General features: G+C 50.0%; 18 protein-coding genes. 9 read left to right on the plus strand and 9 right to left on the minus strand.

The window, feature by feature from the left end; translation table 11 throughout:
• Positions 1–81 precede the first annotated feature (81 nt).
• The 9 genes from BQ5453_RS09405 to BQ5453_RS09445 all read right to left on the minus strand — a co-directional run bounded on the left by BQ5453_RS09405 (position 82) and on the right by BQ5453_RS09445 (position 10,102).
• Complete coding sequence (locus BQ5453_RS09405) at positions 82–282, minus strand: hypothetical protein (protein ID WP_071123026.1); 201 nt, start codon at positions 280–282, stop codon at positions 82–84.
• A gap of 95 nt (positions 283–377) precedes the next feature.
• Positions 378–1,730, minus strand: a complete 1,353-nt coding sequence (locus BQ5453_RS09410) for a peptidylprolyl isomerase (protein WP_071123027.1) — start codon at positions 1,728–1,730, stop codon at positions 378–380.
• A 3-nt stretch (positions 1,731–1,733) separates the two neighbouring features.
• Positions 1,734–3,158 (minus strand): peptidylprolyl isomerase, encoded by a 1,425-nt coding sequence (locus BQ5453_RS09415; protein ID WP_071123028.1) that lies wholly within the window; start codon positions 3,156–3,158, stop codon positions 1,734–1,736.
• 157 nt (positions 3,159–3,315) lie between these two features.
• Positions 3,316–4,800 (minus strand): IMP dehydrogenase, encoded by a 1,485-nt coding sequence (guaB, locus tag BQ5453_RS09420; RefSeq protein WP_071123029.1) that lies wholly within the window; start codon positions 4,798–4,800, stop codon positions 3,316–3,318.
• Between the two features lie 868 nt (positions 4,801–5,668).
• On the minus strand, positions 5,669–6,955 hold the full coding sequence (locus BQ5453_RS09425; RefSeq protein WP_071123030.1) for an MFS transporter: 1,287 nt from the start codon (positions 6,953–6,955) through the stop codon (positions 5,669–5,671).
• 156 nt (positions 6,956–7,111) lie between these two features.
• Positions 7,112–8,644 (minus strand): ribonuclease Y, encoded by a 1,533-nt coding sequence (gene rny / locus BQ5453_RS09430; RefSeq protein ID WP_071123031.1) that lies wholly within the window; start codon positions 8,642–8,644, stop codon positions 7,112–7,114.
• A gap of 156 nt (positions 8,645–8,800) precedes the next feature.
• Positions 8,801–9,100 carry a cell division protein ZapA gene (locus tag BQ5453_RS09435; protein WP_071123032.1) on the minus strand — a complete coding sequence of 100 codons (300 nt, stop codon included), beginning with the start codon at positions 9,098–9,100 and terminating at the stop codon, positions 8,801–8,803.
• 11 nt (positions 9,101–9,111) lie between these two features.
• The gene (locus BQ5453_RS09440; RefSeq protein WP_071123033.1) at positions 9,112–9,405 is read right to left on the minus strand and encodes a hypothetical protein; all 294 of its coding nucleotides are present in this window, start codon (positions 9,403–9,405) and stop codon (positions 9,112–9,114) included.
• A gap of 58 nt (positions 9,406–9,463) precedes the next feature.
• The gene (locus tag BQ5453_RS09445; protein ID WP_022102771.1) at positions 9,464–10,102 is read right to left on the minus strand and encodes a hypothetical protein; all 639 of its coding nucleotides are present in this window, start codon (positions 10,100–10,102) and stop codon (positions 9,464–9,466) included.
• Positions 10,103–10,600: 498 nt separating this feature from the next.
• On the opposite strand from BQ5453_RS09445, the gene ispE reads away from it, so the two are divergent.
• The 9 genes from ispE (at position 10,601) to BQ5453_RS09490 (ending at position 20,991) form a co-directional block, all read left to right on the plus strand.
• Entirely contained in the window at positions 10,601–11,446 is an 846-nt protein-coding gene (gene ispE / locus BQ5453_RS09450; RefSeq protein WP_071123034.1) for a 4-(cytidine 5'-diphospho)-2-C-methyl-D-erythritol kinase, read from the plus strand.
• Positions 11,443–12,204, plus strand: a complete 762-nt coding sequence (locus BQ5453_RS09455) for an EFR1 family ferrodoxin (RefSeq protein WP_071123035.1) — start codon at positions 11,443–11,445, stop codon at positions 12,202–12,204. The genes ispE and BQ5453_RS09455 overlap by 4 nt, the downstream gene beginning before the upstream one ends.
• A 106-nt stretch (positions 12,205–12,310) precedes the next feature.
• A complete protein-coding gene (locus tag BQ5453_RS09460; RefSeq protein WP_022102774.1) occupies positions 12,311–12,793 on the plus strand; it encodes a DUF4494 domain-containing protein in 483 nt (160 codons plus the stop codon).
• 132 nt (positions 12,794–12,925) lie between these two features.
• Positions 12,926–13,585 carry a YggS family pyridoxal phosphate-dependent enzyme gene (locus BQ5453_RS09465; protein WP_071123036.1) on the plus strand — a complete coding sequence of 220 codons (660 nt, stop codon included), beginning with the start codon at positions 12,926–12,928 and terminating at the stop codon, positions 13,583–13,585.
• Positions 13,586–13,809: 224 nt separating this feature from the next.
• Positions 13,810–14,463: an HAD family hydrolase gene (locus BQ5453_RS09470; RefSeq protein WP_071123037.1), complete on the plus strand. Its 654-nt coding sequence runs from the start codon at positions 13,810–13,812 to the stop codon at positions 14,461–14,463.
• A gap of 2 nt (positions 14,464–14,465) precedes the next feature.
• A complete protein-coding gene (panB, locus tag BQ5453_RS09475; RefSeq protein ID WP_071123038.1) occupies positions 14,466–15,284 on the plus strand; it encodes a 3-methyl-2-oxobutanoate hydroxymethyltransferase in 819 nt (272 codons plus the stop codon).
• 11 nt (positions 15,285–15,295) lie between these two features.
• Positions 15,296–16,486, plus strand: a complete 1,191-nt coding sequence (locus BQ5453_RS09480) for an MFS transporter (protein WP_083361196.1) — start codon at positions 15,296–15,298, stop codon at positions 16,484–16,486.
• Positions 16,487–16,889: 403 nt separating this feature from the next.
• Entirely contained in the window at positions 16,890–20,432 is a 3,543-nt protein-coding gene (ileS, locus tag BQ5453_RS09485) for an isoleucine--tRNA ligase (RefSeq protein ID WP_071123040.1), read from the plus strand.
• Between the two features lie 184 nt (positions 20,433–20,616).
• Positions 20,617–20,991 carry a TraR/DksA family transcriptional regulator gene (locus BQ5453_RS09490; protein WP_022102780.1) on the plus strand — a complete coding sequence of 125 codons (375 nt, stop codon included), beginning with the start codon at positions 20,617–20,619 and terminating at the stop codon, positions 20,989–20,991.
• The last annotated feature ends 70 nt before the right edge of the window (positions 20,992–21,061 follow it).

Here is a 21,061-nt window from a genome sequence, read left to right on the forward strand (position 1 = left end):
ATTTAGTGTTGTATATATTTAAGGCGTGCCATTTATGTGTTGTAAATAGTAGAATGAGGCGCAGCAAATGCCACGCCGTGTTTATTTACGTTGTATGAAAATGTGCCGGGCTATATTGAGTATGAAGTAAATCAAGAAGCTAATAGGTAGAGTCTGCGCGGGCAAATAGGGAATGTCGAATAGAAAGCGCCCTAAATTGTAGAGTGCATAGAATATCAAGCAGAACACGATGCTTTCGATGCAGAGCGTAATAGCGCTAATTATGAGCTGTTTGCGTTTCATACTAATTTATCGTTCACTTGTTCAATGAGTATAAGAGCCTGCATTGTGTGTAGTCAAATGCAGGCTCTCATTATTTAGGTACGTTGTTCGGTAAATTACTTCACCCAACCTTCATAGTGGAATTTGCAGTTACGCCAGTCGGGGCTGATGCGCACGTAAGTCGTTTTGATTTTGTCCTTAATCCACTGTTCAATCTTCTCCTCCTTGCGTTTGTTCACAACCACGTCGCGCAGCGTCTGAAAGTCCTCTGTCATGTTGGCAGGGTGTCCCTCAATGCGGTTTTTGAGCATCACAACAGCGCATACCTCCTGACCCTTGTCATTGGTCATGCGGAAGGCACGCGAAATCTGTCCCACACTAAGTGTGTCAACCACCTTGGCCACATCGGCGGGCAAGTCTTGCATTTCAAAGCGCGAGCTCACTGTGCCGTTTTGCTGGTCAACATTGGCCATGAGGCCATGATTGTTGCGTGTGTCTTTGTCGTCAGACAAAGCTAATGCTGCTGCGTCAAACGTAAACTTGTTGGCACGAATGTCGTTGGCAATGGAGTCGAGGCGTGCTATGCCCTTTTCAATTTCGCTATCGTCAATGTGAGGCTTGAGCAGAATGTGGCGTACGTTAATCTTGTCGCCTTTCTTATCAATCAGCTGAATGATATGGTAGCCATATTCGCTGCGCACTATTTTCGACACCTTTTTGGGGTCGTTAAGTGTAAAAGCCACGTTGGCAAATTCAGGCACGAGCTGGTTGCGTCCCATATATCCCAATTCGCCGCCATTGCGTGCAGAGCCATCTTCGGAGTAGAATTTGGCAAGGGTCGAAAAGTCCGCCTCGCCGCTGTTGACGCGGCGTGCATATTCGCGCAGTTTGTTTTCGATGCGTTCCACCTCAGCACGAGGCACTTCGGGCACCGAGGTGATGATTTGCACCTCAACCTGCGTTGGTATGAAAGGCAGACTGTCGTTGGGCACATTCTTGAAGTATTCGCGCACCTCGGCCGGTGTGGCTTTCACATCGGTAGTGAGTTTTTGGCGCACTTCGTCAGCCATCATCTGCTCGCGATACTGCTTTTTAAGGTTCTCGCGCATTTGCGACACCGAGCGTCCGTACATCTGTTCCAGAGCCTCGCGTGAGCCAAAGGCTTGAATGCTCTCGTTGATGCGGTTGTCGACGGCACGTATCACGTCCGATTCGCTCACCGTCACACTGTCCAGTTCGGCTTGGTGTACAAACAGCTTGTTAACAGCAATTTGTTCGGGTATGGTGCAATAAGGGTTGTCAACCGGCTGGCCATATGCTTCGGACGAGATGCGAGTCTCCTCCACGTCGGACAACAAGATAGGTTCATTGCCCACAACCCATATAATTTCGTCTACAATGTTGGTTTGTGCAAAACCAAGCATTGGCGATAGAGCCAGCAAAGCAGCCCCCCAAAATTTTTTAATCATAGCTTATTTTACGGTTTTCAGCACATCTTCGTTAACAGTGAAGGTAAACTGCTTGCGCAACTTTTCCACCCACAGCTTTTCGCATTCGGCCTGGTAGTCGCTTGTCACCTGAGCCTTCACGTCAATGTACGATTTAGGCTGTTTCATCACCTTGCCGCTCACCCCGGTCATGGTAAATCCCTTGGGCTGTTTCACGTTGTTGCCGGTCTTAAAGGCGTAGGCGTCAATTACAGAATTTTCGCCTTGTGAGCAGAGGTAGGGGCCACTCACTGACACGGTGATAGAGTCCTTGTTAAACTGTTGCTTGAGCTGTTTGCGCCACTCTCCGGCACCATACTTCTTCAGCATTTTGTTCACCGCCTTGGCATCCTTGGCGTTTTTGCAGTGATAGATAAAACCTTTGAATTTTGGGGCCTTCCATGCGTAGTCAGCTTTGTGCGTTTTATACCACGTTTCGAGTCCCTTGGTGTCGGCAGCAGCTACGTCCCACACTTGTCGCTTGCTTACTTCGTAAAGCAGCAACCCATCGTGATACTCCTGTATGAGGTAGCGCAGCGCATCGTTTTGGCCGATGTTGGCATTCATCACGCTGTCGAGCACCTCCTCGCGTGTAAGTTTGCCATTCGATGCCGCAACCAGTTTCTTGATGCGGTATTCAGCCGATGCTTCATCAATGTTCTGCCGTTTGAGCATGGCCATGATGTCACCCTTCAGCTTTTCGTAGGGGTCAAGCGGCTTGCGTTCGTCCATTTTGATGATGTGGTAGCCAAAGGCCGACAATACGGGCTTCGACATTTCGCCTTGTTTCAGAGCATAGGCAGCATCTTCAAATTCCTTTACAAATTGGCCGGGTCCCACCATAGGCAGTTGGCCGCCCTTGGCAGCACTGCCTGGGTCAGCTGAATACTTTTTAGCCATTTCAGCAAAGTCGGCACCATTGACAATGGCGTTGTAAATAGAGTCCGCCTTCGACTTGGCAGCAGCCTTTTCGGCCTCGGTAGCCTTTTGGCCCAGACGTATGAGTATGTGCGACGTCTGTATCAAATCCTTGCCACCGAGTTGTTTCTCGGTGTTGGCATAAACCACACGTGCTATGGAGTCGGTAAAGAAGCTGTCCACCATGAAGGGCGTGAGCTGCATGTCGCGGTATGTCAGAAACTCTTTTTTGTAGCTCGACAGCGTGTCAAGGTGTGCAGCCTCGGCAGCAGCCACTTTCAGCTTGTAATTGATAAACATGGGCACATACTCCTGCACCGATTTTTGCTCAACGGCATCTTGCACATTGCCATTCTTGTGGAAGGAGTATTCAAATTCGCTCTTTGTTACAGGCTTGCCGTTGATAACCATCAGTACGGGGTCTGCAGCCGACTGCGCCCCAGCGGTCAGGGCCAGGGCGAAGAGGGTAGAAAATAGAACTGTTTTTTTCATGCAGAAACGTTCGTTATTTAAGCCGAAAAGTTTAGAAGTTGAAAAGCCTTTTGCCGTGCTTTGTAGTAAACGCGTCTGTCAACTTTTTAACTTCTAAACTCTCAGCAGGCCAGGGCCTCATGCCTTTGGCCATTATCATGTGTCAATGAATAAATGCTTATTCGCCAGGACGGCTGTAGTTAGGAGCCTCGCTGGTGATAGTGATGTCGTGTGGATGGCTTTCGAGCACACCGGCACCTGTGATGCGTGTAAACTTGGCATCGTGCAGCTTTTCGATTGTTGCGGCACCGCAGTAGCCCATGCCCGAGCGCAGACCACCTACCATCTGGTAGATAACCTCCTGCACAGATCCCTTGTAAGGCACACGGCCGGCAATACCCTCCGGCACAAGTTTCTTTACTTCCTTCACGTTGCCTTGGAAGTAGCGGTCCTTCGAGCCATTCTCCATAGCCTCGAGCGAGCCCATGCCGCGGTAGGTCTTGAACTTACGGCCATTGAAAATGATGGTTTCGCCTGGACTCTCCTCAGTACCAGCCACGAGCGAACCTATCATCACGCAGTAGCCACCGGCAGCCAATGCCTTCACTACATCGCCCGAATAACGCAAACCGCCATCGGCAATCAAGGGCACACCTGTACCCTTAAGCGCACAAGCTACATCGTAAACGGCAGACAACTGTGGCACACCCACACCAGCTACCACACGGGTGGTGCAGATAGAGCCCGGACCGATACCCACCTTGATGGCGTCGGCACCAGCGTCAACCAACATGCGGGCAGCATCGCCAGTGGCCACATTGCCCACAACGATGTCAACACCTGTGAAGCTTGACTTAGCCTCCTTCAGCTTTTCGATAACGAATTTAGAATGACCATGTGCTGTGTCAATTACGATGGCGTCAGCTCCGGCATGGATAAGGGCTTCCATACGCTCCATAGTGTCGGCAGTAACGCCCACACCAGCTGCCACGCGCAGGCGGCCTTTGGCGTCCTTGCAAGCCATGGGTTTGTCCTTAGCCTTGGTAATGTCCTTGTAGGTGATAAGTCCTACAAGGTGGCCGTCCTTGTCCACAACGGGGAGTTTCTCGATTTTATTTTCTTGCAAAATCTGTGCAGCAGAGAGCAAGTCGGTCTGTTGTGTGGTGGTAACGAGGTTTTCTTTGGTCATTACCTCGTCAATGCGCTTGTCGAGTTGGCGCTCAAAACGCAAGTCACGGTTTGTAACGATACCCACGAGGTGCATTTCGTCGTCAACGACGGGAATACCGCCAATGTGATATTCGCTCATCAAGTCGAGTGCGTCCTTCACTGTTTTGTAGCGCTTGATGGTCACAGGGTCGTAAATCATACCATTTTCGGCACGTTTTACGATAGCCACCTGGCGTGCTTGATCCTCGATGCTCATGTTTTTATGAATAACACCGATACCACCCTCGCGTGCAATGGCAATGGCCATGGTCGACTCTGTTACAGTATCCATCGCAGCTGTAACGAAGGGTATCTGCAGGTCGATGTTGCGTGAGAATTTTGTCGCAAGCGACACGGTGCGTGGGAGCACGTCAGAATAAGCGGGAACTAAAAGGACGTCGTCAAACGTGAGACCGTCCATCACGATTTTGTCAGCAATAAAATCAGATGTCATACTAAGTCGGGATTTTAATTGCACGCAAATTTACGACTTTCTTTTATTACTTGCAACTGAGGGGGCAAAAAAATCGGATAAAATAATATCGACTCCAGTGCATCATGATGTGGCGTAGTTGCCCTATAGGGGAATAATGCAAATTTGTCTGCACTCTGCACTTTCTGACGTAATGTAATGAAAACCAACGCTTTGGGTAGTGTAGACACGTGTGCACTTTGTCTACACTACTGTCTACACTACTGTCTGCACTGCACCATTTTCAACTTTGCGGCGTGTAGTTGCCATTGGCACGTAATACACTGCTTGTCAGGGCTGTGTTGTAATTGCGGTGATGGCATTTGTTTGCGGTTGTATAGGGAGGGCGACTTTTGAGTAGGAGCAACCGAAAATTCGGCCTCCCGTAACAGGTATGGTTGTCTGCCGTGACCGTAAAATGGTACTGTTGATGCAAAAGGCATTTCATTCTTTTTGTGGTGTGTATAGAAAGTGCAGACGCGTGTAGAGAAGTGCAGACGCGTGCAGATGGTGTCTACACTGCTTAAACTGTTGAATATCAGCGCAGTGCATATAAAAAGTGCAGAGTGCAGACAATACGGCAAAAGTTGTTTTTATGGCTGTCAGGTGAGATGTAAATATGCGAAGGTACTCAAGCATCAAACGCAAGCACTAAACGCAAGCACCAAACGCAAGCACTAATGGGGGCGACGCGTCTCGCGTCGGGAAAAAATGACACAAAATAAAGGTTCACAGATAGCACTAATTACATGCCAGTCTGTTGAGCCTTTGCCTTGATTCCCGACGCGGGACGCGTCGCCCCCATTAGTGCTTGCGTTTAGTGGTAGCGTTTGGTGGTAGCGTTTGCTGCTTAGTTCTTCACAGCGATTTCTTCTTCGTTGCTTTCGTCAAAATCTTTGTCAATTTTTATGAGCGAAGCCACTATAAAGGTGAGGGTGCAAAGCACCATGGTGATAATAAAGAAGTTGAGGTAGCCAACGGCCTCTTGCAGATAGCCAGCCACCATGCCTGGCAACATCATGCCAAGGGCCATGAAGCCGGTGCAAAATGCGTAGTGGGCCGTCGATGATTTGCCTCGCGAAAAATACATCAGGTAGAGCATGTAGGCGGTAAATCCGAACCCGTAGCCAAATTGTTCGATAAAGGTGCACACGCTCACGAAAGTGAGGTTGTCGGGTTGGAAATAGGCCAGCACGATGTAGACAGCATCGGGCAGTGTGATGCTTAACACCATGGGCCAGAGCCAGCGTTTCAGTCCTCCGCGTTCGGCAGCCCAGCCGCCCAATATGCCGCCAAGGGTCAGTCCGATAACCCCGACGGTGCCTTGCACCCAGCCGAGTTCGCCAGTGCTGAGGCCCAATCCGCCATCGTTGGGCTTGCCAAGCATGAATAGCGGGCATATCTTGACGAGCAGGGCTTCGGGGAGTCGGTATAGCAAGATGAACAGCAACCCTATGATAATCTGCGGTTTGCGGAAGAAGCTGACAAATGTATCGATAAAGTTGGTTGTTACATTGTGCCAGTCTACTTGCTTGCTCGTTACGTCGGCTGCGGGGCGTGGTAAGTAACGCCAATGGTAAAGGAACAGCAGCAGAAAAGCCACTGCGGTGAGTGTAAATGTGATGCTCCACGCTTGTGCGGGGCGGTAGTGCGACTCAAGTGTGCCGGCAATCATGATGAGCAATCCTTGTCCGACAATGCTTGCTATGCGGTAGAAGGTGGAACGTATGCCGACAAAGAAAGCTTGCTCTTTGGGCGATAGTGCGAGCAAGTAAAAGCCATCGGCTGCTATGTCGTGTGTGGCACTGCTAAAAGCCATGAGCCACAACATGGCGAGCGAGCATTGCAGGAAATATGGCAGCTGCATGCTGAAAGCCAGGCCGCCCAGGGCCGCTCCAATGATTAACTGCATGATGACAATCCACCACCGTTTGTTGCGCAGGAGGTCTACGATGGGGCTCCAAAATGGTTTGATAACCCATGGCAGATAGAGCCATGAGGTGTAGAGTGCAATTTGGGCGTTGGTCAGTCCCATGCGTTCGTACATGACGGTGGCTACCGACATGACGATGACGTAGGGTATGCCTTCGGCTGTATAGAGCGTGGGGATCCAACCCCATGGTGAACGCTGTTTCATGGTTGTGTGTTCGTGTGTGTTGATATGCGTGTTTAACGTTGCTAATGTGTCAATACGTAAATGTGCTAATACGCTGGGCGACCTTTACGCATAAGGCGCAGCCACATTAGCATATTAGCACATTAGCATATTGCAAGATGTTGTATAGCCAGTTTGTTATTTGGCGTAGCTTACAGAGCGTGTTTCGCGAATGACGGTAATCTTCACCTGTCCGGGATAAGTCATTTCGTCCTGAATGCGACGTGCGATGTCGGCACTGAGCTTTTCGATTTGTTTGTCGTCAATTTTGTCTGCGCCAACAATCACGCGCAGTTCGCGGCCAGCCTGTATGGCGTATGTTTTGGTTACGCCCTCGTAGCTTGAAGCAATTTGTTCAAGGTCGTTGAGGCGCTTGATGTAGGCTTCGGCAATTTCGCGACGTGCGCCTGGGCGTGCACCGCTGATGGCATCACACACCTGCACGATGGGTGCAAGCAGAGTGGTCATTTCCATTTCGTCGTGGTGAGCGCCGATGGCATTTACAATTTCGGGCTTCTCTTTATACTTTTCAGCCAGCTTGGCGCCATAAAGTGCGTGTGGCAGTTCGCTCTCCTCGTCGGGCACCTTGCCTATATCGTGCAGCAAGCCGGCGCGTTTGGCCTTTTTGGGGTTGAGGCCGAGTTCTGCTGCCATAACAGAGCAAAGGTTAGCCGTTTCGCGTGCGTGTTGCAACAGGTTCTGGCCGTATGACGAGCGGTATTTCATTTTACCAATGATGCGTACCAATTCGGGGTGCAGGCCGTGTATGCCGAGGTCGATGGCAGTGCGTTTACCCGTTTCGATAACCTCGTCCTCAACCTGTTTCTTAACTTTGGCTACAACCTCCTCAATGCGTGCCGGGTGTATGCGTCCGTCGGCAATGAGCTGGTGGAGTGCCAATCGGCAGATTTCGCGGCGCACGGGGTCGAATGCGCTGATGACAATGGCCTCGGGTGTGTCGTCCACAACGATTTCAACGCCAGTGGCGGCTTCGAGTGCGCGAATGTTGCGTCCTTCGCGACCGATGATGCGGCCTTTCACCTCGTCGTTGTCGATGTGGAACACTGTCACACTGTTTTCGATGGCAGTTTCGGTGGCCACGCGTTGTATGGTTTGTATCACGATGCGCTTTGCTTCCTTGTTGGCGGTGAGTTTGGCATCGTCCATGATATCGTTGATGTAGCTTTGTGCGTTGCTTCGTGCTTCGTCCTTGAGCGAGTCAACCAATCGTTTCTTGGCCTCGTCTGCCGAGAGTCCGCTCAACTCTTCAAGCTTTTCGCGCTCCTTGAGTTGCAATTTTTCAAGTTCCTCCTCTTTGCGGTTCAGAGCCTGCTGCTGTGTGTTGAGTCGGTTGTGCGTGTTGTCGAGCTCCTGCTTGCGGCGTCCCAGTTCTTCTTGGCGCTGGTTCAGTCCGATTTCGCGTTGCTTGAGTTTGTTCTCAACTTGCAGTATGCGTTGGTTGCGCTGCTGCACCTCTTTTTCAAGTTCAGCCTTTTTGTTGAGGAACTTTTCTTTTACTTCGAGGAGTTTTTTCTCCTTAATGACGTCAGCCTCCTTGTTGGCTGTTTCGATCATGCGCAGATATTTCTTTTTCAGTACATAACGGAAAAAACTATATCCAGCACAGCCACCGATCACCAGACCGATGACGATAAGTATTGCTTCGTACATTTGTATTTATATAGAGTGTTAATGGTGCGCCCGGCATATTTAGTCCGACCCCCGGGCAGCGTCGTTAATTGTCATTTTTATAAATAAGCGTAAGGGTGCAAGGTGTGGCAGTTGTGGCGCTTGGTGGTGGGCAAGCAGGTTTGCCCGTGGTGTGCGCTATTTTTCGGCCAATAGCTCTTCAAGTTCTTGCGTCAGCCTTGTTACGGTGTTTTCGTAGGGCGACTGGTCTTGTTGTGCCTGTAATTGCAGCACCTGTACGGCAAAGTCGAGTAATGCGACAGAGGTGTATTTTTCGTATCCGAGATGAGGGTAAGATTGCTCGTAGCGTCCGAGTTTCTCGTTGATGAGTTGTGAGGCCCGTCGGTAAATTTCCTCTTGGTCACGTTTGATGGTAATAGGGAAAGCTTGCTTGCCGATGAGCAGCTGTATGACCATTTTTTCGTTGTTGTTCTCCATAATACGAGTGTCTAAACGTCTAATAATGCAATACACTTGTCCACTTCGCGTATGAGTCGTGCTATTTTGGCTCTCGACTCTTTCACATCGTCGCCGCTCACCTCAATCATGCGTGCCGTTTTCAGCGTGTCGTAGTCCTTTTTCAAACCGTCAATAGTCTGCTCCGCGCCAGCAAGTTGTTGCTGGCACGCTTCGAGCTGCGCTTGCAAGTCGGCGTTTTTTTGTCGCTCGTCTTGATACGCCATCATGAGTTGGCGCACGCGTGCTTCAAAGTTTCGAAGTGCTATTTCTTGTTCGTTAGTCATTATTTATGCTTTGAACGGTTGAGAGGGGTGGGGGGGGATTGGTGCGGGTGTGACACGCTTACTTCTCGTCCTTGTCGCTTGGTTTAGGCTCTTTTTTGGCCAGTATTACCACGTTGTATACGTAGGTGGTCATCCATTCGGCGCTATAGCCCAGTTGCTGTTGGTAGCGTCGTACGGCGATGCAAGCCTTCCGCACACCTTCGTCCTTCCAGGTGTCTTTGGTCAGGACTTCGTTGATGGCCTTGGCAGTGAGGTTGCGCAGCGCCTGCTGGAACATGCTTGGCAGGCGGAACTTCCACTTCATGATGTTGCCCATGAGCATCATCAGCTCTTGTGAAAAGCCCTGGAAGAGGAACAGATAGTTGCGCACATCGTTCACATTGCGGCAGTGGCGCTTGATGCTTCGGTCAATTTCCTTGAAGAAGAAGTCCTCGATGCCGTAAATTTCCATCAGCATTTTGCGGCATTTGTTCTTTTCGCCCAAGCCCAACTTGTTGTTGACGGTTTGTACGTGGAGTGTCTGCTTGAACACTCTGAGGTCGGGCAGTGCAGAGAGGTTGCTGATGCCAAGGTTAGCCGCCATGACAGCTTGATAATAAACGCGAATGAGCATCATGAAATCTTCCATGCCGCCCACGCGCCAACCTGTTTCGTTGGGCTGTTCCTTATGTTTGAATAATTTTGAAAATAATCCCATATTGTTGTGTTGTTTGTGCCATGTGCTCTTGTTCAGTTGGAGCAAATAGCTCTTGCAAAGATAAGTAATGCCCTCCGAAGTGCCAAGGCATTTACAGCCTTTTTGTGCTTTTTGTGTGAAATATGTTTTATTTTTGTGTTTTGAGGTTCAAAGATTTAGGCGCACGGCGTTCAAGTAAAGGAAAAACATTAACTTTGTTTGCGGTTTGTCAAAAAAGGCACTTGTGCCGGACATTTGGCAGTATGCTTTGGCGTGACGCGGCTTCAGAGATTGTCAGGTTAGCGTTGTGCCAGCTTCTACTGCCTATCAATTATTTTACAATTCAACTTGTTGCCCCGTTCAGCTCAGACCGCCAACGGGGGTAAGACAAGTGGGTGGTTCTAAAAATTCTGTTTTTAGAGTTCTGCCATTCTGAAATGTGATTTGCGCACTATGATAGTGCACAAATCCCTGTTTCAGAATTGTTAGAGCCACCCACATTTGAACACCAACTTAAATATGCAAACAGACAAGCGTACACTCTTGTTGCCACCGTGCAAAATAAATATTGGTTTGAATGTGGTGGCCCGTCGTGCCGACGGTTATCATGATCTTGAAACCGTGTTTTATCCTGTGCCGTTGCGTGACAATCTTGAATTTAAGATTTCAGACGACGATACAGCGCCTTACACGCTGTCCACGGGCGGTGTGCCTGTGGCAGGTGACGCCTCCGACAATTTGGTGGTAAAGGTGTATATGTCGCTCAAAAAGGAGTTCGACTTGCCGCCCTTGGACATCTATCTTTACAAGCACATACCGATGGGAGCCGGACTTGGTGGGGGCAGCAGTGATGCTGCCATGATGATGACAGGGCTGAACGAAACCTTTGAACTCGGTATGTCAGAGACCGAAATGGAACAGCGTATGGCCAGCTTTGGAGCCGATTGCGCTTTCTTTGTAAAGTGCCGGTCTGCTTATGCCACGGGCATAGGCGACAGGTTGCAGCCAATTTCGCTTTCGCTCAAGGGCAAGCACATCGTGTTGGTAAAGCCCGATGTGTTTGTGTCGACCAAGGAGGCTTATGCACAGGTCGTGCCCAAACCGGCCGACTATCCGCTAATTGATGCCATCGCCCAGCCGGTGACGGAGTGGCGACGTCTGGTGGTGAACGACTTTGAGGCATCGGTCTTTCCCAATCACCCGGAATTGGCAGCCATCAAACAAACACTTTACGACATGGGGGCACAGTATGCAGCCATGAGTGGCAGCGGCAGCACGATATTTGGCTTGTTTGATCGCCCTGTACCAGAGGCGGCAGAGGTCTTTGACAAGCATTTTGTCTTTGTAAAGCAGTTCGTCAAATGATTTACTATTTTTCGGGTACCGGCAATTCGTACAAAGTGGCAGCCCAGTTGGCTCAAAGCACTTCGACGAAGTTGGCCGACATGAGTAGTGTGGCGGTTGATGTCCCGGTGTGTGACGATGCGGTGGTGGGCTTTGTGCTACCCGTCTATGCTTGGGGCCTGCCCGTGTTTGTAGAGCAGTTCGTCAAGTCATTGCCGCGTGGCGTCAGGCACAAGTATGTTTATGCTGTGCTGACCTGCGGTGACGACATGGGGTATGCCGACGTGTTATTGCGCAAGGCGCTGAAGCGTGTGGGGTGGCAGCTCGATGCCGTTTATGTGGTACAGATGCGCAATACCTATGTATGTTTGCCGGGGTTCGATGTGGACAGTCCTGACGTGCAACAACGTAAAGACCGCGCCTTCGACCAGCGCATGACACATGTGGCGACGTGTGTGGCCAGCCGGGCACCGTTTGACGAGCGTGAAATGCTGCGTGGGGCATGGCCCTGGCTGAAAAGTTATGTGTTGCGCCCGCTCTTTAACAAGTTGCTGATAAGCGACCGCCGCTTCAGCGTAGATGCCAGTGTCTGCAGCCAATGTGGTGCCTGTGTGCGCCGTTGTCCGTTGGGCAATATGCGTATGGGGGCAGACGGTTTGCCGCAATGGCATGCCGGCAAATGCACGCATTGTTTGCGTTGCTACCATATCTGTCCGCACCATGCCATAAGCTACGGAAAATTTACGCGTGGCAAGGGTCAGGTGAAAATAAATTTATAATTTTGCCGTCCGCTAAGCGGGCGCACTTATCCCGTCGGTATGCAAGATGCGTTAATGTAAAACGTCCGTTTGGTGCAAGTAGAACAATAAAACAATACGACTAACAATGAACAACGAATGGTTTGAGTGTAAGGTGAAGTATGAAAAGACTATGGAAAATGGTCTTGTAAAGAAGGTGACAGAGCCTTATTTGGTAGACGCCTTGAACTTTACCGAAGCTGAAGCACGTATTATAGAAGAGATAACCCCATTTATGACCGGTGCCTTTGAGGTGAGCGACATCAAGCGCGCCCACTATGCCGAACTGTTTGAGGCACCTGGCGATGACAGCGCCGACAAGTTTTTCCGTGCCAAACTGCTCTTTATCACACTCGACGAAAAGAGTGGCAAGGAGAAGAAGACCTCGCAGAATGTGCTTGTGCAGGCTGCCGATTTGCGCGATTCGATCAAGCGCCTTGACGAGGGTATGAAAGGCTCAATGATGGACTACACCATAGCCTCGGTTACCGAAACGGCTATTATGGACATATTCCACTATGTTGTACACCACAAAAAGGCTGGTGAGGACAAGCCCGAATATGAGGCTTGACAACCACACTGCCGGATATTAAAGCCGTTCTTAGGCGTGGCGTAATGAGTTGATAAGTACGCGTCGACGTAATGAGTTGACGGGTTGACAAGTTAACGGGCAAATAAGTAGAAAATCTATTATTTTGAGGCTATGATACATCTTAACGAAGTAAGGGCTACGGTAAAGCAAGGCGTAGAACTTGTAGCCGTGTCAAAATTCCACCCGGCGGCACTCATCAAGGAGGCTTATGACCAGGGCCAACGCATATTTGGCGAGAGCCGCGTACAGGAACTGCAGGCCAAACACGAGGCTTTGCCGGCCGACATACAATGGCATTTTATCGGTCATCTGCAGCCTAACAAGGTGAAATATATTGCGTCATACATCTCGCTCATACATGCTGTGGACAGCTACAAACTGCTGGCCGAAATAAACAAACAGGCGGCTAAGCATGACCGCGTGATACCCTGTTTGCTCGAATTGCACATAGCGCAGGAAGAGAGCAAGTATGGCTTTACGCCCGAGGCCTGCACCGCCTTGCTTGAAGATGGGGCGTGGCGCGCTTTGAAAAATGTGCAGATAGCCGGTTTGATGTGTGTGGCTTCGAACACGCCCGACATGGTGCAGGTGCGGAGCGAGTTTCATCAAGCCCGCGTGTATTTTGACGAGTTGAAACAACGTTTCTTTGCTGACGACCCGCACTTTTGTGAGCGTTCGTGGGGTATGTCGCACGACTATGATGTGGCCATGGACGAGGGCGCAACACTTGTGCGTGTGGGTACCGCCATCTTTGGCGAAAGAGAATATTGAACAATAACAATGTGATAGAAACAGGAGCCCGGCCAAAATCCGTTAGCGGTGGTGGCCGGGCTCGGTGTGTGAATATATCAGATTGTATGAAGGGTGCTTAAAGCGGGGCGTTATCTGTGTGCGAATAAGATAAACAGTGCCTTTTGTGTATAGCTCAGAAAGAATACGTAACTTTGCAGCGTGACAAGATATGACGCTTGCCACGCATACAAAACTAAACAACTATGACGAGAATGCAGACCATCGCCCTATTTGACCTGGACGGCGTGATTGTTGACACGGAAGGGCAGTACACGTTGTTTTGGGAAAAAGTAGGCAAACGTGATTTTCCCGAAACGGAGGATTTTGCAGCACGTATCAAAGGACACACGCTCAAGCAAATTGTTGGCGAATATTACCCCAATGATGCAGAAAAGCGGCAGCAGGTGATAGAAGAGTTGTGGCAGTTTGAACGCGAAATGGACTTTCCATATATAAAAGGTGCGGTGACTTTTGTCAGAGCATTGCGTGAGGCCACAATTCCTGTGGCAGTTGTTACAAGCTCTGATAATAAAAAGATGCAGTGCCTGTTCAAGTGTCACCCCGAATTGCCGGAGCTGTTCGACCGCATATTTACCGCAGAGGACGCACGGCGCTCAAAGCCCGCTCCCGATTGCTACATTGATGCTGCAAGGGCTTTGGGCGGAGACGCACAAAATGCAGTAGTGTTTGAGGACTCTATTAGTGGCTTGCAGGCTGGTCGCAACAGCGGCGCGTTGGTGGTAGGGCTGACTACAACGAATAGCGCAAAGGTGATAGAGCCGTTGTGCGACAAGGTGATAAATGATTTTACTGAAATAACCGTTGTACAGATGTGCAACTTATTAAATAATAAATAATAATGCCAGGATATTTAGTTGACGATACGCGCAAGGTGACGACGCATCGTTTGAAGGAAATGAAAGCAGAGGGCAAGAAAATTGCCATGCTCACTTCGTACGACTTTACAACCGCTAAGATTGTGGACGAGGCCGGTGTAGATATGATATTGATAGGCGACAGCGCCTCTAACGTGATGGCTGGCAACATGACCACGCTCCCCATTACGCTCGACCAAATGATTTATCATGCCCGATCGGTGGCACGTGCGGTAAAACGTGCGCTCGTGGTGTGCGACATGCCTTTCGGTACCTATCAGATTGACGAAAAGGAAGCCGTGCGAAACGCCATACGCATAATGAAAGAAACGGGCTGTGATGCCGTGAAACTTGAGGGCGGTGTCGAGATAATAGAGGGCGTAAAACGCATACTCGATGCAGGCATTCCTGTTGTTGGACATCTGGGTCTGACACCACAAAGCATCAATAAATTTGGCACCTACGCCGTGCGTGCCAAGGAAGATGCTGAGGCCGAAAAGCTGCTGTCGGACGTGAAACTCTTGGCTGAGGTGGGCTGCTGTGCCGTGGTGTTGGAGAAAATTCCCGCCGCACTCTGCCAAAAAGCTGTCGAAAGCGTAGATATCCCCATCATAGGTATTGGTGCCGGACCGGCCGACGGACAAGTGCTTGTAGTGGACGATATGTTGGGCAAGAACAATGGTTTCTCGCCAAAATTCTTGCGTCGTTACGCCGATTTGCACACCATTATGACAGACGCTATTGGAGCGTATGTGGCAGATGTGAAGACGGGCGACTTTCCGAATGCTAACGAAAGCTATTAAAACAAACGCTTATGGCGGAACGTCCTTTGATTGCACATCATAGGGCGAGTGCCGCATCTGGTGTTGAAATGATGAGTACACAAGTTCACAACCGGTTGTCGAGTTCGCGCTTTATCAATATGTGCGTAGCCAACTGGTTCTTGCATATTTTTATATTCGCCACAGTGCCGTTGCTCGCTGTCCTGGTCGAAAATTTGGGTGGTACACCCGCGTGGACGGGGTATGCTGTGCTGGCTTTTGCTGTGGGCATGGTAATTCCTGGCCCGTTTGGTGCACACCTGATGGAACGGCGTTCCCGTAAGGAAGTGTTTTTGAAGGCGGCACTGGTGGCAGGTCCCGTAGTGACATTGCTTGGCTATATGTTTTGCGTGCATAACCTCGAAAGCATTGTGGCATTGCAACTGTTGCAAGGAATGGCTTTTGGCGTGGCACAAACGGCCCTCGGTACGACTCTGGTCAACGATATATTGCAGTCGAAACAGCGTAACCGTGGTGACATTATTTATGGTTGGGCCGGTCGCTTGGGCATTCCCTTGGGACTGTTCTTGGGTTATGTGTTGTTGCGGGTCGTGACAGTCGACTTGGCCTTTTGGTGGACGCTTGTGCCTTGTGCTTTGGCTTTTCTGCTTGTAGCACAAACCACAGTGCCGGTCAAGGCTCCGGTCAAGGTGCCGTTGGTAACGCTCGACCGCTTCTTCTTGCCCAGTTCGATGCACTTGGGGCTGACCATGTTCGCTGCGCCATGGGTGTTCGGACGCATGGCCGGTTTGATGTTGAATGCGTGGCCCTGTCTGTGCATGGCTCTTGGCGTGTTGGCAGCCTTTTTGGTGCAGCTGTTCGTAAGGCGCCGTATGGGGCAACGCGGCATTGTGTCGTTTGCCTATTTACTTATAATGTTGGCATTGTGCATGTTGCCTGTCAATTCTTTCGCCGTTGTCAGCGTGGCTTATGGCTTGCTCGGCTTTGGCGTAGGGGCGGTGTCGTCGCGTCACCTTATGGATTGGGTCGTATCGGCGCAACATTGTCAGCGTGGCACGGCACAGAATACCTATATTCTGACATGGCGTATGGCTTTTTCACTGGGATTTTTGTTCAGTGCTTGTGGTGTGTCAGATAATTTTACTGTCGATTTTGCACTCTGTGCAATAGGCCTTGCAGCTTATGTTCTTTGGGTGGGGCCGAAAACTGGTGGCACGGAATAACCGCGCTCACCTTGCCCTTTGGCTATCGCCCAAGATAGGCTGCGGTTCGGCAATAAAAACGAAAGTTTTGAGACTTTCGTTTTGTATTGCGCTCACCTTGCCCTTTGGCTATCGCCCAAGATAGGCTTCGGTTCGGCAATAAAAACGAAAGTTTTGAGACTTTCGTTTTGTATTGCGCTCACCTTGCCCTTTGGCTATCGCCCAAGATAGGCTGCGGTTCGGCAATAAAAACGAAAGTTTTGAGACTTTCGTTTTGTATTGCGCTCACCTTGCCCTTTGGCTATCGCCCAAGATAGGCTTCGGTTCGGCAATAAAAACGAAAGTTTTAAGACTTTCGTTTTGTATTGCGCTCACCTTGCACTATCTTTGCAGACTAAAATAAGAAAGAAACAATACAAGAAATATGAAATTTACCGAACGTAACGGACTTAACTTATACAAGGTTAATGAAGAGGTGCTCAATGAGTGGGACAAGCAGGACTTGTTCCACAAGAGCATGAATGAACGCGAAGGTTGTCCTTCTTTTGTATTCTTTGAAGGTCCTCCTTCTGCCAATGGACACCCCGGTATTCATCATGTGATGGCACGTACCATTAAGGACGTGTTCTGCCGCTACAAAACTATGCAAGGCTTTCAAGTAAAGCGCAAGGCTGGTTGGGACACACATGGTCTGCCTGTTGAACTTGGAGTAGAGAAAGAACTGGGTATAACCAAGGAGGATATCGGTAAAACTATTTCTATTGAGGATTATAATGCCCGTTGCCGTCAGAATGTGATGAAGTTCACACAAGAGTGGACAGACCTCAGTCACCTGATGGGCTATTGGGTAGATATGGAACACCCGTATATCACATACGAAAACTCGTATATCGAAACCTTGTGGTGGCTCCTCGGCCAACTCTATAAAAAGGGCTTGCTGTACAAAGGCTATACCATACAGCCTTACTCGCCTGCTGCAGGTACAGGATTGAGCTCACACGAGCTTAACCAGCCGGGCTGCTACCGCGATGTAAAGGATACTACCGTTACGGCGCAGTTTGCCATTCTCGATCCTAAACCCGAGATGACGAAGTTCGGCAAGCCATACTTCTTGGCTTGGACAACAACGCCCTGGACTCTGCCTTCGAACACCGCATTGTGCGTTGGTCCGAACATTGACTATGTGGCAGTTGAAACATTCAACCCCTACAATGGCGAGCCCATGACCGCAGTCGTGGCCAAGGCGCGTGTGGCAGCTTATTTCAAGCCCGAGGGCGAGAATGCCGACTTTGACGCTTACAAACACGGCGATAAGGTGATACCTTACCGCATTGTGGGCGAGTGGAAGGGTTCAGACCTCGTGGGCATGCACTACAAGCAGTTGATGCCTTGGGTTAAACCCACCGAGAAGGTTGAAGACAATTCACCCGCATGGGTTAGCGCATATGCTGCTGCCCACCCCGACAAGTGCTTTACTTCAGGCATCGACAAGTTTGTTGAACTTGCCGAAGAAGCTTTCCGTGTTATTCCGGGCGACTATGTGACAACCGAAGATGGTACAGGTATTGTACATATAGCGCCAACCTTCGGTGCCGACGATGCCAAGGTGGCCAAGGCCGCCGGCATACCTTCACTCTTCTTGATAAACAAGGCGGGCGAAACACGTCCGATGGTAGACCTTACCGGCAAGTACTATGTGCTCGACGAGTTGTGCGACAACTTTGTAGCCAAGTGCGTAGACGTTGAGGCTTACAGCCATCATGCCGGCGATTATGTGAAGAATGCTTACGCTCCCGAATTTAACAAGGACGGAAAATATGACGAAAAGGCTGCCGCCAAAGCAGAGGACTTGAATATCGTCATTTGCCTGGAAATGAAACAGGCTGGTGAGGCATTCAAAATTGAGAAACATGTGCACAACTATCCGCATTGTTGGCGCACAGACAAACCTATCCTCTATTATCCGCTCGACAGCTGGTTCATTCGCAGCTCAGCCCTTAAAGAGCGCATGATGGAGTTGAACAATGGCATTCATTGGAAACCCGCCAGCACAGGTTCGGGCCGTTTTGGCAAATGGCTTGAAAACCTTAACGACTGGAACTTGAGCCGTTCGCGTTATTGGGGCACCCCGTTGCCTATTTGGCGCAATGCTGAGACACGCGAAGAAATATGCATCAGTTCGCTCGAGCAACTCAATGCCGAGATTGAAAAGAGTGTGGCTGCAGGTTTCATGACCTCAAATCCGTTGAAGGACAAAGGCTTCGTTCCGGGCGACTATTTAGCCGACAACTATCACCGCATAGATTTGCACCGTCCTTACGTAGACAATATCATATTAGTATCACCTTCGGGCAAGCCCATGAAGCGTGAGAGCGATTTGATAGACGTATGGTTCGATTCAGGTTCAATGCCTTACGCGCAAATCCACTATCCGTTTGAAAACAAGGAACTGCTCGACAGCCGAACCGTTTACCCCGCCGATTTCATAGCCGAGGGCGTAGACCAAACACGTGGCTGGTTCTTCACATTGCATGCCATTGCCACAATGGTGTTCGACAGCGTGGCATTCAAGGCAGTAATAAGCAATGGCTTGGTGCTCGACAAGAATGGCAACAAGATGTCGAAACGTCTTGGCAATGCCGTAGAGCCATTTGGCGCAATCAAAAAGTACGGTTCCGACCCCTTGCGTTGGTACATGATAACCAATTCTTCGCCTTGGGACAATCTCAAGTTCGACGAAGAGGGCGTGCAGGAAGTTGCCCGCACATTCTTCGGCAAGCTCTATCAGACGTATTCGTTCTTTGCCATGTATGCCAATGTCGACAACTTCGACCCCGCAGCACCGCAAGTGCCAATGAATGAGCGTCCCGAGATAGACCGTTGGATCTTGTCAGAACTCAACACGCTCATCAGCGAGGTGACTGCTGACTACGAAGACTACGAACCCACCAAGGCCGGCCGTTTGATACAGACATTTGTCATCGACAACTTGTCAAACTGGCATGTGCGTTTGAGCCGCAAGCGCTTCTGGGGTGGTGGCATGAACACCGACAAGCTGAGTGCTTATCAAACACTCTACACCTGTTTGCTCACCGTGGCCAAGTTGATGGCTCCTATCGCCCCCTTCTATGCCGACCGTCTTTATAGCGATCTCACGGCAGGCGTCAAGGGTGCTGCTGAAAGTGTGCATCTCGCCACATTCCCCAAGGCTGACGAGGCTTGCATAGACAAGGCACTTGAGCGCCGCATGGAACTGGCTCAGAAAGTGTCGTCAATGACTCTGTCGTTGCGCAAAAAAGAGCACGTCATCGTACGCCAGCCCCTGCAGTGCATATCAATTCCCGTAACCGACAACCAGTTGCGCGAAGACCTGGCAGCTGTCAGCCAGCTCATTCTTGACGAGGTCAATGTAAAGGAGCTGCGCTATGCCGACGCCAACATGCTGGAGAAGAAAGTAAAGTGCAACTTCCGCGTAATGGGCAAGAAGTTTGGCAAACTGATGAAGGCCGTCAATGCCGTGGTTACGGCACTTGGTCAGGACGACATCAACAAGCTCGACAGCGAAGGCAAACTCTCAGTCACAGTTGAAGGACAACCGGTTGAGATAGAGCGTGCCGATGTGGAAATAATCAGCGAGGACATGCCCGGCTGGACAGTGGCCAACGAGGGCGCACTCACTGTGGCACTTGACCTTGAACTCACCCCCGAGCTTCGCAACGAAGGTTTGGCACGCGAAATAGTAAAGCGCATTCAAACCTACCGCAAGGAGAGTGGTTTTGAAATCACCGACCGCATACGTGTGGTGATAGAAAACCAGGCACAACTTGCTGCAGCGGTTGAGGCTTTCAATGAATATATCGCATCGCAAGTGCTTGCCGACAGCATTGAGGTAGCTGACACACTGCCCGGTGATGCCGCAGAGTTTGACTTTGAAGACTTCAAGGCCAAAATGAGCATTACGCGATAATCAGAACTGTTGGTAATGAGCAAATAAGCGATCACAACATGAGCCGTCTGGCAGTGTGGTTGCCTATTTGCCCATTGCGTTTTTTAATAATAATGGCGGCAACTGAGCAGCATGCAAGGGTTCACATCGCGTGAGCCGTTTGACAGAGTGCCAGCCTGCATAGCCATCTAACACCCTAATAACCATGACGGAAAAGAAACGTTATTCAGACGAGGAACTTGAAGAGTTCAAGCAAATAATCCTCAGCAAACTTGAGCTGGCCAAACGCGACTATCAGCAAATGATGGATACGCTCAGCAATAAAAATGGCAATGATGTGGACGACACCATGCCAACCTACAAAATACTCGAGGAGGGCTCTATGACGCAAACCAAGGAGGAGCTAACCACCATGGCAGCACGTCAGCAAAAGTTTATCCAAGCATTGCAAGCAGCCCTTGTGCGTATTGAAAACAAGACCTACGGCATCTGCCGTGTAACGGGCAAACTCATACCCAAGGAACGTTTGCGTGCAGTACCTCATGCCACACTCAGCATCGAGGCCAAACAAGCACGCTGATAAGCAGGTATGCCTTGGCATTAAAAGCGAGACCGTTTTTGGGACATTTTAAGTAGCCAGAAACGCGCTG

Source organism: Prevotellamassilia timonensis (genome assembly GCF_900106785.1).
Classification (GTDB): domain Bacteria; phylum Bacteroidota; class Bacteroidia; order Bacteroidales; family Bacteroidaceae; genus Alloprevotella; species Alloprevotella timonensis.